The 17,478-nt window shown below is 28.4% G+C and carries 14 protein-coding genes; all 14 read left to right on the top strand.

Translation table 11 applies throughout. From position 1 onward, the window contains the following. Nucleotides 1–12: 12 nt before the first annotated feature. The 14 genes from HCG76_RS19000 (at nucleotide 13) to gshAB (ending at nucleotide 17,124) form a co-directional block, all read left to right on the top strand. Nucleotides 13–372, top strand: a complete 360-nt coding sequence (locus HCG76_RS19000) for a pentapeptide repeat-containing protein (protein ID WP_260458042.1) — start codon at nucleotides 13–15, stop codon at nucleotides 370–372. Nucleotides 373–540: 168 nt separating this feature from the next. After that, nucleotides 541–1,203, top strand: coding sequence for a hypothetical protein (locus tag HCG76_RS18995; RefSeq protein WP_260458043.1), 663 nt, complete (start codon nucleotides 541–543; stop codon nucleotides 1,201–1,203). A gap of 221 nt (nucleotides 1,204–1,424) precedes the next feature. After that, nucleotides 1,425–2,927, top strand: coding sequence for a xylulokinase (xylB, locus tag HCG76_RS06250; RefSeq protein ID WP_221699394.1), 1,503 nt, complete (start codon nucleotides 1,425–1,427; stop codon nucleotides 2,925–2,927). 37 nt (nucleotides 2,928–2,964) lie between these two features. Then, a complete protein-coding gene (locus HCG76_RS06245) occupies nucleotides 2,965–4,107 on the top strand; it encodes an ROK family transcriptional regulator (protein WP_221699395.1) in 1,143 nt (380 codons plus the stop codon). Nucleotides 4,108–4,229: 122 nt separating this feature from the next. Next, complete coding sequence (gene fsa, locus HCG76_RS06240) at nucleotides 4,230–4,877, top strand: fructose-6-phosphate aldolase (protein WP_221699396.1); 648 nt, start codon at nucleotides 4,230–4,232, stop codon at nucleotides 4,875–4,877. A gap of 92 nt (nucleotides 4,878–4,969) precedes the next feature. Next, on the top strand, nucleotides 4,970–6,955 hold the full coding sequence (gene tkt, locus HCG76_RS06235) for a transketolase (RefSeq protein ID WP_221699397.1): 1,986 nt from the start codon (nucleotides 4,970–4,972) through the stop codon (nucleotides 6,953–6,955). A gap of 242 nt (nucleotides 6,956–7,197) precedes the next feature. After that, complete coding sequence (locus HCG76_RS06230; RefSeq protein ID WP_221699398.1) at nucleotides 7,198–7,821, top strand: DUF4867 family protein; 624 nt, start codon at nucleotides 7,198–7,200, stop codon at nucleotides 7,819–7,821. Nucleotides 7,822–7,922: 101 nt separating this feature from the next. Next, nucleotides 7,923–9,410, top strand: a complete 1,488-nt coding sequence (locus HCG76_RS06225) for an L-fucose/L-arabinose isomerase family protein (RefSeq protein ID WP_221699399.1) — start codon at nucleotides 7,923–7,925, stop codon at nucleotides 9,408–9,410. Nucleotides 9,411–9,554: 144 nt separating this feature from the next. After that, nucleotides 9,555–9,902, top strand: coding sequence for a PfkB family carbohydrate kinase (locus HCG76_RS06220; protein ID WP_221699400.1), 348 nt, complete (start codon nucleotides 9,555–9,557; stop codon nucleotides 9,900–9,902). 55 nt (nucleotides 9,903–9,957) lie between these two features. After that, complete coding sequence (locus HCG76_RS06215; RefSeq protein WP_221699401.1) at nucleotides 9,958–12,084, top strand: glycoside hydrolase family 3 C-terminal domain-containing protein; 2,127 nt, start codon at nucleotides 9,958–9,960, stop codon at nucleotides 12,082–12,084. Nucleotides 12,085–12,220: 136 nt separating this feature from the next. Beyond that, complete coding sequence (locus tag HCG76_RS06210) at nucleotides 12,221–12,937, top strand: lysophospholipid acyltransferase family protein (protein WP_221699402.1); 717 nt, start codon at nucleotides 12,221–12,223, stop codon at nucleotides 12,935–12,937. 29 nt (nucleotides 12,938–12,966) lie between these two features. Then, complete coding sequence (locus HCG76_RS06205) at nucleotides 12,967–13,287, top strand: ArsR/SmtB family transcription factor (protein WP_221699403.1); 321 nt, start codon at nucleotides 12,967–12,969, stop codon at nucleotides 13,285–13,287. 227 nt (nucleotides 13,288–13,514) lie between these two features. Beyond that, a complete protein-coding gene (locus HCG76_RS06200) occupies nucleotides 13,515–14,837 on the top strand; it encodes an MATE family efflux transporter (RefSeq protein ID WP_221699404.1) in 1,323 nt (440 codons plus the stop codon). Further along, a complete protein-coding gene (gene gshAB, locus HCG76_RS06195; RefSeq protein WP_221699405.1) occupies nucleotides 14,827–17,124 on the top strand; it encodes a bifunctional glutamate--cysteine ligase GshA/glutathione synthetase GshB in 2,298 nt (765 codons plus the stop codon). Before HCG76_RS06200 ends, gshAB begins: the two co-directional genes overlap by 11 nt. The last annotated feature ends 354 nt before the right edge of the window (nucleotides 17,125–17,478 follow it).

Here is a 17,478-nt window from a genome sequence, read left to right as displayed (position 1 = left end):
AGAGTTGATATTATGGGCTATATAAATTTTAAAGAAGAAAAATATAAAGCAAAAAATCAGCTGCAAAATAGACAAAGTAATAATAAAAAGTTATTTGATGAGTTATTAAAAAGTAGATATTTACCTAATACATATAATCTTGATAAAGAATATAGTTATAAGGAATTTAATCTTAAGCATTTTGGTGGAGGTAAAATATTAGGTGAAGATGATTTTATAGAAATTGCTAATAGTGATATTATTTGTTCAATATTAACTAATTGTACATTTGGTAATATTAAATTTAAAGAATGTAGTTTTATAGGGTGTAAGTTTTATGAATGTAATTTTGAAAGTGGGGGAGTACTATTTGAAAACTGTACTTTTTTTTAAGAAGAAAGTGAGAAGAAACCTTCACTTAATAGATTTGATAATTTTTCATGTGAATTTTATAAGTGCAATATTTATGCAAAGTTTGATGGATGTATATTAAGTTATTTAATATTTGATAAATGCTTAATTCATAATAGTTTTTTTAATTTAAGTGATATGAGTAGTCTAATGGTTATTAATTCAGAGTTTAAAAGGATTAGAATTGAAGATTGTGATTTAAGTGGGGCTAAAATAATAGATACATATATAATAGATTTAGATTTTACTGATAAAATGAAAACAAAATTTGATCAAAAAACCTTCTTTGATCAAATAAAATTAAGAGAAAAGAATAGGGATGAATATGAGGGCATTTATATGACATATGAAACTATAGCTGATAAATTTAAGGAAAATTCCTTGAATAATAATTTTGGTGAGTATTATTATTTAGCAAAAAAAATTGAAAGAAATGTTTTAGATTTTGTTCCTAAGTTATCATCATATTTTTATTGGGCTACATGTGGGTATGGTGAAAGACCAATTAACTCTATAGTATTTTCTTTAATAATGATGATTATATTTGGAATTTTATATTCCATTTTTGGAATTGAGATTGATGATACTAATACTGTAATCTCTTTAATGAAATATAATATATACAATTATAGAGAGATTTTTGATTGTTTAAAAGAGGGAATTATATTAAGTATAAATTTATTTAGTGGAGTAGGAGCAAATGAAAGTATTCCTATAAATTTATCAGAGATTATTGCAAGTTTTGAAATAGTATTTGGTGTTATTATGATGGGAATAGGAACAGGAACTGTAGTAAGGAAATTGGTAAGATAAATTTTGAAAGGTAAATTACTTTTGTTATATGAAAATTAATAAAAGTAATTTGACTTATTTTTATTTTTTATTGAAAATGTATACAAAAACTTTTTAAAAGTAGTTGCAAAAGTATAGAAATGGTATTATAATAACTTATGAAATAACATTTAAAAAGTGATTTAATAATAGTTTTAAAAATATAGAAATAAAAAGAATTTATGAGTAATTCGGAGGGGTTTATGAGATACTTATTAGGTTTAGATATTGGTACATCAGGAACAAAGACAGCTTTGTTTGATGAATTAGGAAATACAATTGAAACTGCAACTTATGGTTATGATTTATTTCAACCACAAGTAGGATGGGCAGAACAAAATCCAGAGGATTGGTGGCAAGCTTGCCTTAATGGAATTAAAGATGTAGTTAAAAATAGCAAAGTTAATGCTTCTGATATAAAAGGTATAGGTTTAAGTGGACAAATGCATGGACTTGTATTAGTGGACAAGGATTGTAATGTTATAAGAAATTCAATTATTTGGTGTGATCAAAGAACTGAAAAACAATGTGAATACATGACAGAAGTTTTAGGTACGGAAAAGTTAATTGAAATAACAGGTAATCCAGCATTAACAGGATTTACTCTTTCAAAGCTATTATGGGTAAGAGATAATGAACCAGAAAATTATAAGAATATATATAAAGTTCTTTTACCAAAGGATTATATAAGATTTAAATTAACAGGTGTATTTGCTACTGAGGTTTCAGATGCAAGTGGTATGCAAATGTTAGATATAAACAGTAGAAATTGGAGTGATGAATTACTTCAAGCATTAGAAATAGATAAAAATATATTAGCAGATGTTTATGAGTCAATAGTTATAAGTGGACATGTTACTGAAGAGGTTGCAAAGATTACTGGATTAGTAGCTGGTACTGGAGTAGCTGGTGGAGCAGGAGATCAAGCTGCTGGTGCAGTAGGAAGTGGAATAGTAAGTGAAGGAATAATTTCAACTGTTATAGGTTCTTCAGGAGTTGTATTTGCTTCAACAGATACTCCTAGATTTGATAAAGAGGGTAGAGTTCATACTTTATGTCATGCAGTTCCTAATAAGTGGCATGTTATGGGAGTAACTCAAGGTGCAGGACTTTCTTTAAAGTGGTTTAAGGAAAACTTCTGTAGAAAAGAAATTGATGAAGCTAAAGAAAAAAATATGAATATATATGATTATTTATCAAAAGAAGCTGCAGGTTCAAAACCAGGAGCAAATGGAGTAATTTATATGCCATATCTTATGGGAGAAAGAACTCCTCATATAGATCCAAATGTAAAAGGTGGATTTGTCGGAGTATCATTAATAAATAAGCATGCTGATTTTGTTAGAAGTATTTTAGAAGGTGTTAGCTTTAGTTTAAAGAACTGTTTAGATATTATAGAGGATATGAAAGTTGAAATTACTGATGTAAGAGTTAGTGGTGGTGGAGCAGAAAGTGAAGTTTGGAGACAAATTTTAGCAGATATATTTAATTATAAATTAAGCACAATAAAAGCATCAGAGGGACCAGCATTGGGAGTTGCTATATTAGCAGGTGTAGGTGTTGGAATATATGAATCTGTTGAAGAGGCATGTGAAAAAATTATAAAAGGTCAAGATGTTGTAAATCCAAATTGTGATAATATTGCCCTTTATGATAAGATATATAAAGTATATAATTCACTTTATCCAAGATTAAAAGATATTTAAGTTCTTGGATGGTGACATTCGAGAGGGGAAGACATATTTGATAGAAGTAAATCATAGCAAAATTAAAGAAACAAATAGAAAAAAAATAATTAAGTTATTATTAGAAAAAAATGAAATAACTAAATTAGATATTTCAAGAAGTTTAGATATAAGTATTACTACAGTTTCAACTAATATAACAGAACTTAAAAAAGAGGGGATTGTTAGTGATGTTAGGTCTTTAGAATCTACTGGTGGAAGAAAAGCAATGGCATTAAAAATCAATGAAAACTGTAGATTTGCTTTAGGAATAGCGTTAACCCCTCGTCATGTGAAATTATCTATAATAAATTTAAAAAAAGAAGTTATAGAAGCTGTTAGGATAAGACATAATAATGAAGGATTTGAAAATATAGTAGCTATTGCTAAAGAGAATATTAAAGAAATATTAAGTCGAAATGATATTTCTATTGATAGATTATTAGGAATTGGTATTTCAATTCCTGGTACAGTAGATTCAGAAGAAGGAATAATAAAAAATTGTTATCTATTAGGAGCAGAAAATTATAATTTAAAGGAAAACTTTGAGGAATTTAATACTCATATATATATAGATAATGAAGCTAATCTTTCAGCATATTATGAATTTCTAAATAAGAAGGATGTTTTAAATAATCTTTTATATGTTTCTATAACTGAGGGATTAGGATTAGGAATAATAATAGATGGAAAGATTTATAGAGGAAGTAATAATGCAGCAGGAGAAATGGGGCATATTAAAATTGCTATTGAGGGCAAGAAGTGCAAGTGTGGTTCTAATGGTTGTTTAGAATCATATACTTCAACTAATGCATTATTAGAAGAATTCAATAATTTGAGTAGCAAAAAAGTAGATGATATAGAAGAGTTTATAGAAGTATTTGAAAAGGGAAATAAAACTACAAAAGATGTTTTGGAGAAGTATTGTAAAATGCTTGGTATAGGAATAGCTAATTTAACAATGCTATTAGATCCAAGAAGTGTAGTTTTAGGTGGAGATATAAATAGTTTATTAAAAGAAAATATAGACTTCTTAAGAAGTGTTGTATATAAAGACAATTTATTTACAAATGAAGAAAATTGTAAGATAGATGTTACAGAATTTAAAGAATCATATCTTTTAGGCGCAGCAATGGTTCCATTAGAAGAGTTTTTGAATTAATATAGTAACTAAAATCTACAATTAAAAGGGCAGAAATTATAACTGCCTTTTTATAAAAAAACTTTTAAAACTAATTTTAAAAAGTTGTTAAATAATATTTATAATATAAAGGGGAGTTTAAAATGAAGTTATTTTTAGATACTGCAAATGTAGAGCATATTAAAGAAGCTAATGAAATGGGAGTTATTTGTGGAGTAACTACAAACCCATCATTAATAGCTAAGGAAGGTAGAGACTTTAATGAAGTTATAAAAGAAATAACAGAAATAGTAGATGGACCTATTAGTGGTGAGGTTGTAAGTGAAGATGCAGCAGGAATGATAAAAGAAGGTAGAGAAATTGCTGCTATTCATCCAAATATGATAGTTAAAATTCCAATGACAGTTGAAGGTCTTAAGGCTGTTAAAGTATTGGCTAGTGAAGGGATTAAGACAAATGTTACATTAATATTCTCTGCTAACCAAGCATTATTAGCAGCAAATGCAGGGGCAACTTATGTTAGTCCGTTTTTAGGAAGAGTAGATGATATATCTATGGATGGTATGGAACTTGTTAGAACAATTGCTGAAATATTTGATGTTCATGGAATAACAACAGAAATAATAGCTGCAAGTGTAAGACATCCAATTCATGTTATAGAAGCAGCTAGAGCAGGTGCACATATTGCAACAGTACCACATGCTTTAGTAATGCAAATGGTTAAGCATCCATTAACAGATGCAGGTCTTGAAAAGTTTAAGGCAGATTGGGCTTCAGCTTTTGGTAAATAGTATAAATAAGAAATAAAATAAGTTTCTAGTTTGCTGTAACCTTTAGGTACAGTAAATTAGAAATAAATTTAAATAATCAAAAGGGGTTAAAGATGAGTAGAGAACTAGATAAATTAAGTATAAATGCAATAAGAGTACTTTCAGCAGATGCAATAGAAAAATCAAAATCAGGTCATCCGGGATTACCACTTGGAGCAGCAACTATGGCATATACATTATGGAGTAAAATGAATCATAATGGAAAGAATCCTAATTGGGATAACAGAGATAGATTTATATTATCAGCAGGTCATGGATCAATGCTTGAGTATTCTTTATTACATTTATTTGGATATGGAATAACTGTTGAAGATATTAAGAATTTTAGACAAGTAGGAAGTTTAACACCAGGACATCCTGAATATGGTCATACTAAAGGTGTTGAGATAACAACTGGACCTTTAGGACAAGGTATATGTAATGCAGTTGGTATGGCAATTGCAGAAAGCCATTTAGCAGAAAAGTTTAATAAACCAGGATATGAAGTAGTTAATCACTATACTTACTCTATAGTTGGTGATGGATGTTTAATGGAAGGAATTTCAGGAGAAGCTTCTTCATTAGCAGGAACTTTAGGGTTAGGAAAGCTTATAGTTTTATATGATTCAAATAATATATCTATTGAAGGGGATACTGATATAGCATTTAGAGAAGATGTAGCAAAAAGATATGAAGCATATAACTGGCAAGTAATTAAAGTAAATGATGGAAATGATATTGAAGCAATTGAAAAAGCAATTGAAGAAGCTAAGAGCGAGACTACAAAGCCATCAATGATAATAGTTAAAAATCAAATTGGATTTGGATGTCCTGCAAAGCAAGGAAAAGCATCTGCACACGGAGAACCTTTAGGAGCTGAAAATGTAAAAGCAATGAAGGAAAACTTAGGATGGAAGCAAGAAGAGTTATACGTTCCAGCAGAAGTATATTCTAACATGGATAATTACATTAATGCAGGAGTAGAAAAAGAAAATTTTTGGAATAGTTTATTTGAAGCATATCAAAATGAATATCCTGAATTAGCAGCAGAATATTCTAAGTGGATGTCAGGAGAAATCGATAGTGAGGCTTTATTAAATAATGAAGATTTTTGGAGTTTTGATAAAGAAATGGCTACAAGAGAATCTTCAGGAATTATGATAAATAGATTAGCAGAATTGATTCCAAACTTTATTGGAGGATCAGCTGATTTAGCTCCTTCTAATAAAACTTATATGTCTGGAAAAGGTGATTTTTCAGCAGAAGATAGAAGTGGAAGAAACCTTCACTTTGGAGTAAGAGAACATGCAATGGCTGCTATAGCAAATGGTATGTATGCTCATGGAGGATTAAAGGTATTCTGTGCAACATTCTTTGTATTTAGTGATTACATGAAAGGGGCAATGAGATTATCTTCATTAATGAATTTACCAATAGCTTATGTATTAACTCATGATAGTATTGGAGTAGGGGAAGATGGTCCAACTCATCAACCAATAGAGCAATTAGCAGCACTTAGAAGTATGCCAAATATGACTGTATTTAGACCAGCAGATTCAAAAGAAACTGCAGCAGCTTGGTATTATGCAGTAACTAATGGTACAACTCCAACTTCATTAGTATTAACTAGGCAAAAGTTACCACTATATGATGGATGTGCAAAGAGAGCATTAAAAGGAGGATACATTCTTAAAGATTCTAAGAAAGAAACTCCAGATGTAATATTAATGGCTTCAGGATCAGAAGTTGAACTTATATTTAAGGCAGCAGATGAATTAGCAGTTAAAGGTATAGATGCAAGAGTAGTAAGTATTCCATCATTTGAAATATTTAATGCTCAAGATGAAGCTTATAAAGAAAGCGTACTTCCAAATAGTGTTAGAAAGAGAGTTGCAGTTGAAGCATTAACTTCATTTGGTTGGTATCAATATGTGGGATTAGATGGAAAAGTAGTTTCGCTAGATACATTTGGTGCATCAGGAAATGCAGCAACTTTATTTGAACAGTTTGGATTTACAGTTGAAAATGTTGTTAATGAAACAATGAAATTATTTAGCTAATTAATATAGCTATTAATTTATTAAATACAAGCTTCTTGTCATGAAATTCTAAATATTTGATTTAGAAACCAAAGAGAACACATAAGGATTTTAATTGGACATGGTATTTCTTATTAAAATTTTCTTCTTTACGAACACACTAAAGTTGTTAAATTCAATTTACACTTAGCATTAAAATTAATTGCTGTTTAATTTTAGAAAGATAAAGGAGCTTGTACTTATATATTAAGGAGATGAATTGAGTGGTTATAAAAAATGTCAATGATATAGAGTTTAAAAAGTATGGTAGAGTACTTAAGAATTATGATGTTAAAGAGCTTTTAAATAAAATGGAAGCAACACCATTACCAGAAGGGGTAATATATGAACCTTCTATAAAAGAATTAGAAAATTTAGATGTGGCTAAAGAATTTAAAAATAGAGAATTTGGAGGCCTTGATATTCAAATAGGTTATTGCAATGGCAATAATTATATGCTAAATGCAGTTGAGTATCATAGAACTAGTGAAATTAATATAGCTGTTACTGATTTAATTTTATTATTAGGTTTGGAACAAGATATTGAAGACGATTACTCTTATGATACTTCAAAAATTGAGGCTATTTTTGTACCAGCAGGAACAGCAATAGAAGTTTATGGAACTACATTACATTATGCACCATGCAATGCTAATAATAATGGATTTAAATGTGTAGTAATACTACATAAAAATACTAATACAGCATTGGAAGTAAATATAGAAAAACAAGGTGAAGATGCATTATTATTTGCAAAAAATAAATGGCTTATAGGACATCCAGAAACAGATCTTGAAGAACAAGGAGCATTTATTGGTCTTAAGGGTGAAAATATTTCAATAAAGTAAATTAAGAAATTAATATGCTTTTGATATAAGTAAAAAGTTAAGTAATAAAAATTAAAAATAAATTATTAGAAAAAATAAAAGGAAAGTTGAGGAGAATTATTATGAATTTCAAAAATATACCAGACGTAAAATTAGGAATTGTTGCAGTTAGTAGAGACTGTTTCCCAATGGAGTTATCTACAGGACGTAGACAAGCTGTAGTAAAAGCTTATAAAGAAACTTATGGAGATATATATGAATGTCCAACAACTGTTGAAAGTGAAGTTCATATGAGACAAGCTTTAGCTCAAGTTAAAGAAGCAGGAGTAAATGCTTTAGTAGTTTATCTTGGAAACTTTGGACCAGAAACAGCAGAAACTTTACTTGCTAAAGAATTTGGTGGACCAGTTATGTTTGTAGCTGCAGCTGAAGAAACAGGAAACAACTTAGTTGGAGGAAGAGGAGATGCTTACTGTGGAATGCTTAATGCTAGTTATAACTTAGCGTTAAGAAACATTAAAGCATATATTCCAGAATATCCAGTAGGAACTTATGAAGAAGTTGCAGAAATGATTAAGGAATTTGAACCGGTTGCTACTACACTTTTAGGGTTACAAAACTTAAAGGTTATATCTTTTGGACCAAGACCACAAGACTTCTTAGCATGTAATGCACCAATTAAACAATTATATAACTTAGGTGTTGAAATAGAAGAAAACTCAGAATTAGATTTATTTGCAGCATTTAATGAACATGCAAATGATCCAAGAATTCCTGAAGTTATAGCTGATATGGAAAAAGAACTTGGAGAAGGTAATAAAATGCCAGGTATCTTACCTAAATTAGCTCAATATGAATTAACATTATTAGACTGGATGGAAGCTCATAAAGGATCTAGAGAATATGTTGTATTCGCTAACAAGTGCTGGCCATCATTCCAAACTCAATTTGGATTTGTACCATGCTATGTAAATAGTAGATTAGTATCAAGAGGAATTCCAGTATCATGTGAAGTTGATATTTACGGAGCATTAAGTGAATATATTGGAACTTGTGTAAGTAAAGATGCTGTTACATTATTAGATATTAACAATAGCGTACCAAGAGATATGTATGAAGAAGAAATAAAAGATAAATTCAATTATACACTAAAAGATACATTTATGGGATTCCATTGTGGAAATACTCCAGCATGTAAGTTATCATTTAAAAATATGAAGAATCAAATGATTATGGCTAGAGCTTTAGAGCCAAATCAAGAACCAAATATAACTAGAGGTACTTTAGAAGGAGATATCGCTCCAGGTGAAATCACATTCTTTAGATTACAAAGTAATGCAGATGCTGAATTAACTGCATATGTTGCAGAAGGTGAAGTATTACCAGTCGCAACAAGATCATTTGGATCAATTGGTATATTTGCTATTCCAGAAATGGGAAGATTCTATAGACATGTATTAATAGAAGGAAGATATCCACACCATGGAGCAGTTGCATTTGGACACTTTGGAAAAGCTATAACAAATGTATTTAACTATTTAGGAGTTAAAGAAGTTGGGTTTAACCAACCAAAAGGAATGCTTTATAAGACTGAAAATCCATTTAAATAATATTTTATAATTAGAAACAACCTATATAATAGAAAACTCTATTATATCGGAAATGCAAGGGATGCAGCAAAGGTTTTAGGCTATTCAGATGGAAAAAGTGATTTTATTAATGGTAGTTATGACATATGTATTAGTGAAGAGAACATGAGAAGAGTATTAAATAAATATAAATTCAAATATTTAATTACTAGTAAAAGGGAATGTAATGGTGCTTCAGATAATATATATTCTGCTATAGTTTGTAATAAAGATAAATTTTATAGAAGTAATAAGTATAATATTCATATTATAGATAGGGTTGGAAGTGGTGATTCTTTTGCAGCGGGATTTTTGCATGGAATATTGAGAAAGTATTGTTTAGAAAATTCTTTAGAGTTTGCGGTTGCAGCATCAGCTATAAAACATACTATTAAAGGTGATTTTAATATAGCATCTGAAATAGATGTAACAAATATTATGAAAAGTAAAAATGATGGATTAATAAATCGTTAATATTTTATATAAATAAATAATTAAGGTATATTTGATAAAGGTAAGGAGAATAAGTATGATAAATAGAAAAGTGAAAATTACACATGAAGAGGCTTTGGAAAGAGCAAAAGAAATAGTTGGAAAAATGACATTATTAGAAAAAGCAGAACAATTAACATATAATGCACCAGCTAATGAAAGGTTAAATATTCCTAGATATAATTGGTGGAATGAGGGGTTACATGGAGTTGCAAGAGCTGGCACAGCAACTGTTTTTCCACAGGCAATTGGACTTGCAGCAATATTTGATGATGAGTTCTTAGAAAAGGTTGCAGATGTCGTTTCAACTGAAGCTCGTGCAAAGTATAATGAGTTTTCAAAAAATGATGATAGAGATATTTATAAAGGAATAACTCTTTGGTCGCCAAATGTAAATATATTTAGAGATCCAAGATGGGGAAGAGGTCAAGAAACATATGGGGAGGATCCATATTTAACATCAAGATTAGGAGTTGCTTTTGTTAAAGGGTTACAGGGCGATGGTAAATATCTAAAAACTGCTGCATGCGCAAAGCATTTTGCAGTGCATAGTGGGCCAGAAGGTGTAAGGCATGAATTTAATGCTGTTACTAATAATAAAGATTTATATGAAACATATTTACCAGCATTTGAAGCATGCATAAAGGAAGCAGATGTAGAGTCTGTAATGGGAGCATATAATAGAACTAATGGAGAGCCTTGCTGTGGAAGTAAAACATTATTAGTTGATATTTTAAGAGGAAAATGGGGTTTTAAAGGACATGTTGTTTCAGATTGTTGGGCAATTGTAGATTTTCATATGAATCATAAAGTAACTAGTACTGCAACGCAATCAGCAGCACTTGCAATAAAAAATGGATGTGATTTAAACTGTGGTAATGTTTATTTACAAATGATGTTAGCTTATAAAGAAGGGTTAGTAACTGAAGAGGATATAACTATAGCAGCTGAGAGATTAATGGCAACTAGAATAAGGCTTGGTATGTTTGATGATGATTGTGAATATGATGAAATACCTTATGAGTCAAATGATTCAAAAGAAAATAATCAATTATCATTAGAAGCTGCAAGAAAATCTATGGTTTTATTAAAGAATAATGGTATATTACCTTTAGATAAATCAAAACTTAAATCTATTGCAGTTATTGGGCCTAATGCAGATAGTAAAATAATGCTCAATGGTAATTATCATGGTACAGCATCAAAGTACACTACTATCTTAGAAGGTATACATGCTGAAGTAGGTGAAGATATTAGGGTTTATTACTCTGAAGGATGCCATTTATATAAGGAAAAGGTTGGTGGATTATCATTACCTAATGATAGATTATCAGAAGCTATTTCTGTAGCTAAAAAAGCTGATGTAGCAATAATGTGTTTAGGGTTAGATTCAACTATTGAGGGGGAACAAGGTGATACTGGGAATAGTGAAGCTGCTGGAGATAAGAGTGATTTAAATTTACCTGGAAAGCAACAAGAATTACTAGAAAGTATAATTGCTACAGGAACACCAGTTATTGTAGTTTTAGGGACAGGAAGTGCATTAACTTTTAATAATGTAGATGATAGATGTGCAGCAATTTTAAATGCTTGGTATCCAGGAAGTCATGGAGGGCAAGCAGTATCAGAAATATTATTTGGAAAAGTATCACCAAGTGGAAAGCTTCCAGTTACATTTTATAAGGATACTAAAAATTTACCAGATTTTGAAGATTACTCAATGGAAAATAGAACTTATAGATATATGAAGGATGAAAGTTTATATTCTTTTGGGTATGGATTAACATATTCAAATGTAGAACTAAGTAGTTTAAAAGTAAAAAATAATCAAGATAAATATAATATTAATATAGAGATTGATATTAAAAATACAGGGAATTATGATATTGAAGAAGTAGTTCAATGTTATATCAAAGATTTAGAGTCAAAGTATGCTGTGAAAAACTATAGTTTAGCTAACTTTAAACGTGTATCTTTAAAGTGTGGAGAAACAAAAACTATTAAAATGAGTTTAAATAAAAGAGCATTTGAAGTTGTTGATTATGAAGGGAATAGAGTAGTTGATAGCAAAAAGTTTAAGCTGTTTGTTGGAGTATCTCAACCAGATACTAGAAGCATAGAATTATTAAAAAAGGCTCCACTAGAATATGAAATATCTTTATAATTTTTAAAATATCTAGAGTATAAAAGTATATAAGAAGAGTTGTTTTTATAACAACTCTTTTTGTTATACCAATAGTTTGTTATTGACAGCAAAATAATGATATAATAAATTTAATCAAATGAAGAGGGGGAAGTATATGATTATAAAAGGAATAAGATACCTTTTTTATATGGTTTATGCTAGATTAAAGGGATTTAAATATGAGCATATTAAGAAAAAGGAAGGTATAGAGAAAGCAACTGAGTATGTTAGACAATGCATGTACTTATGGGCAAAGTTTACAATAAATATAATAGGTATGGATATTAAAATTAACGGAAAAGAAAATATACCAGAAGGCCCATGTGTTTTTATAGGAAATCATACAAGTATATTAGATATACCAACTATATTCTATTCAGCTGATAGGCTTGTTGGATTTGTAGCTAAAAAAGAGGTTTTAAAGGTTCCAATATTAAGTTATTGGTTATCAAGAGGAAAATGCATACCTTTAGATAGGCAAAATCCAAGGGATGCTGTTAGAGTAATTAATGAAGGAGTAAAAAATTTAAAAGATGGCTATTCAATGATGATATTCCCAGAGGGAACTAGAAGTTTAGATGGAAAAACACTTCCTTTTAAAAAGGGAAGTTTAAAACTAGCAATTAAAGCTAAGGTGCCAATAGTACCTGTAACAATAGATGCTGCATTTACTTCATTTGAGGAAAATAATAAATTTAAGCCATCAACAGTTAATGTTACCTTTTGTAAGCCTATAGAGACTGAAGGGTTAACAAGAGATGAAGAAAAGACTCTAGCTGAAGATATTAGAAAAATAATAATTAGCAATTTAAGAAAAGAATTTAGGGAATAATATATTAAAGTAATTTTAATGGAGGAGTTATGGATAATAAATATGATAATAATGCAAAAATATTTAAAGCATTAAGCGATTCTAATAGATTACAAATTATTCATATATTATCTTGTGGTGAGAGATGTGCTTGTAGATTATTAGAACACTTTAAATTTACTCAACCAACATTATCTCATCATATGAAGGTACTAATGGAGTGTGGATTAGTTGATTCTAGAAAAGAAGGAACTTGGAACTATTATAGCTTAAATAAAGATAATGCAAATGAGCTAATAAGATTTTTAAATGAGCTAATGTTAAGTAATAAAGAGTTAATAATAGAAAAAAGCAGTGACTGTGATTGTTAAATTAATAAAAATGGTCTCATAATAAATTTACCTGTTATGAGATCATTTTTGCTTTTTAATATAAAAATTAAAGTAAGTTACTAAAATTATTTATTTGAAAGTACTATGAATGTTGACAAGTGAAAAATAAAAAACTATATTAAACATAGATAAGTATCTATATTTAATGATTAAATGGTAAGTATTATTTATTATTAAATAACTAAAAATAATTTTAAGGAGAATATATGAAAAAAAATGACTTAACACAAGGAAAAGTTATTAATGTACTTACAGCTTTAGCACTACCTATTATGGGAAGTTCATTATTGCAATTTACTTATAACTTAATAGATATGCTATGGGTAGGTGGATTAGGAAGTGATTCTGTAGCAAGTATAGGATCATCAAGTTTTTTTATTGGATTAGGATATTCCATTAATTCATTAGTTGTTATAGGAACAGGAATAAAGGTTTCACATGCTATTGGACGAAAGGATAATAAGGAAGTAAAGCAATATATTAATTCAGGAATAGCAATAAATTTTATTATAGCAATAATATATGCGTTAACTTTAATAGTTTTAGGAAGAAGTTTTATTTCATTTTTAAGTCTTAATAATGAGTTTGTAGAAAGAAATTCATATTATTACTTAGCTATAAATGCACCTATTTTATTTTTTGCATTTTTCAATTCTCTATATACAAGAATATTTAGTAGTTTTGGAAATAATGGAGATTCCTTTAAGATAAATGCTATAGGAATGATAATGAATATAATTTTAGATCCAGTATTTATTTATGTATTTAAGTTAGGGGTTTTAGGTGCAGCAGTAGCAACATTAATATCAAATATAGTAATGTTTGTATTATATAAAATAAAATCAAATGGAATATTACATTATGATAAGAGCATAGGAGTTGATAAAGAAAAAATACTAGACATTGTAAGACTAGGTTTTCCTATGGCATTTCAAAGAATACTATTTACAATAGTTAATATAATTTTAGCTAAGATAATTGCTATATTTGGGACAAATTCAATTGCAGCACAAAAAATAGGTTTACAAATTGAATCAATAACCTATATGGTTATTGGTGGATTAAATGGAGCAATATCAAGTTTTACAGGTCAAAATTTTGGTGCTAATAAATTTAAAAGAATAAAGCAAGGATATTATACTGCATTATTATTAGGAATTATTTATTCAATAATTATGTCTATAATTTTTATTGTCTTTAAAGAGCCAATTATAAAACTGTTTATTAGAGAGGAAAATACCATTTTAATAGCTGGTGGTTATTTACAAGCAGTTGCATTTTCTCAGAGCTTTAGTACAATAGAAATGGTATCAAATGGATTATTTACCGGTTTAGGAATGCCAAAAATACCAGCTATAATTAGTGTTGTTTTTACTCTTTTAAGAATTCCAATGGCTTTAATACTTATGAAGAGTCTTGGAATTAATGGGGTATGGTGGAGCATAGCTATTTCAAGTATATTAAAAGGATTAGCAGCCTATTTTATATATCTAATAAAGATAAGGAGAAATTATAAAGATGTTAAATAAAATAAAAAAATTATTTTCTAGTAAAGAAATTTTAAGTGGAAACTTTGGTATTGAAAGAGAAACTTTAAGATTAGATGAGAATGGGTATTTAGCCAAAAGTGATCACCCAGAAGAATTTGGAGATAAAGCACATAATCCATACATTACAACAGATTTTTCAGAGAGTCAAATAGAAGTTATAACACCAGCATTACCAGATGTTATAGAGGCATATAATTTTACAAGGGCATTATATGATATAGTTGCAATGGAAATTGGAGATGAATATCTATGGCCAGAATCAATGCCATGTATAATACCAGATGATAAAGATATTCCAGTAGCTAAATTTGCTGATCATAGTAAAGAATCACAAGAGTATAGAGAGAAGTTATTGCTTAAGTATGGAGGTAAAAAGCAGCTTATATCGGGAATTCATTATAATTTTTCTTTTAATGAATCTATAATTGAGAAATTATATGAAGATAGTGAGAAAAATTTATCTTATAAAGAGTTTAAAAATAGCATATATTTAAAGGTTGCTAGAAACTACTTAAGATTTAGATGGCTTATAGTATATCTTCTTGGAGCAGCTCCAGTTGTACATGAAAGCTTTGTTGATAGTTGTAAATGCCCATTAAAAAAAGTTAGTAATAATGAATATAGTAGCCTAGGAGCAATATCTCATAGAAATGGAAAGTGTGGATATAAAAATAAGGTAGATTTATTTCCTAGTTATAATAGTGTTAATGAGTATATAGAAAGTATAGATGGATATATTAAAGATGAGATAATAGAAAGTCATAAAGAATTATATAGTCAAGTAAGATTAAAACCAAGTAATACAAAGAATTTTAAAGAGTCATTACTTAATGAGGGAATAAAATATTTAGAGTATAGAACAATTGATATTAATCCTTTTGAAAAAGGCGGAATAAGTTTAGCTGATTTAAGATTTTTACAAGTATTTAATATTTATTTATTAACTAAAGAAGAAAGTGAGTTTGAAAATTGGCAAGAAGAAGCTTTAGAAAATCAACAATTAATAGCAGTACATGGAATTGATAATATAGAATTAAAACATGATGGAAAATGTATAAATAGAATAGATTTTGGATTAGAAATACTTAATGAAGTTATGGGTATTAATAATGAATTAAATTTAGGATTTGAAGATGTAATTAAAGATATGATTGATAAAGTTAAAGATAGTAAATTAACTTATGCATATAAAATAACCCAAAAAATAAATGAAGAGGGATATATTAATACATTTTTAAGTTTAGCTAAAGGATATAAAGAATCTGCATATAAAAATAGATTTAAGCTAGAAGGATATGAAGATTTAGAACTATCAACTCAAATTTTAATGAAGGAATCTATTAAAAGAGGTATTACTGTAAATGTAGTTGATAGAAGTGAGAATTTTATATCCCTTAAAAAAGATGAAAAAATAGAGTATGTAAAACAGGCAACTAAAACATCTAAAGATACTTATGTTTCTGTATTAATTATGGAAAATAAAACTGTAACTAAAAAGGTTTTAGCTGAAAAAGGAGTTAAAGTACCAAGAGGAGAAGAGTTTAATACTATAGAAGAGGCTAAAATAAAAGCACATAAATATATTAATAAACCTATAGTTATAAAACCTAAGAGTACTAACTTTGGGATTGGAATTAATATTTTCCCTGAAGGTGCAAATTTAGAAGATATAATTCATGCTTTTGAAATAGCATTTAAAAATGATACAACAGTACTTATAGAAGAGTTTATAAAAGGAAAAGAATATAGATTCTTAGTAATAAATGATGAGGTAGTAGGAATATTACATAGAGTTCCTGCTAATATTATTGGTGATGGAGGAAAATCAATAAAGGAATTAGTTGAAGTTAAAAATCAGGATCCATTACGTGGTAAAGGATATGTAACTCCTCTTGAAAAGATAAGATTAGAGGAAAATGCAGAATTATTCTTAAAACAACAAGGTAAAAACTTTGATTATATTCCTAAAAAAGATGAAATAGTGTATTTAAGAGAAAATTCTAATATTAGTACAGGCGGAGATAGTGTAGACTATACAGATGATATTCCACAAAAGTTTAAGGATATAGCAGTAAATGCATCAAAAGCAGCTGGAGCTATGATTTGTGGGGTTGATATGATGCTTGAGGATTACAGAGATGAAAACACTAATTATGCAATAATTGAATTAAACTTTAATCCTGCTATCCATATACATTCATATCCATACAAAGGAAAAGAAAGAAAAATTGCAACTCACGTATTAAAATTATTAGATTTAATATAAATGTTTATTTAAAGGGGAATGGATAATGGAGAATTTAAGGAGGAAAATCCTTATGGAATTTATTTTTCAATATAATTTATAAACTTCTATAGCAGTTTATAAATTAATTATCCATTATCCATTTTACATTGATTAAGTGTGAGAGTTGAAAAAAAGTGGGAAATTGTTTATAATGACTTAAGATATAAAAAAAGTTAAATGAATATATTTAATAAAATTTAAAATGTATTTATTTAAGTTGTTTTATAATTATTATATAAAAATTATATTTAAATAAGCTTAGCAACATTAAGCAATAAGTAAAATTAACATAATCAGATGTTAAGTATTGTAAATGCAATGTTAAGTAGGGAT

This window comes from Clostridium sp. K13 (genome assembly GCF_019734195.1).
GTDB lineage: Bacteria > Bacillota > Clostridia > Clostridiales > Clostridiaceae > Clostridium.
The sequence above is the reverse complement of the archived record's forward strand: the minus strand, read 5'-3'. Positions and strand labels throughout refer to the sequence as shown.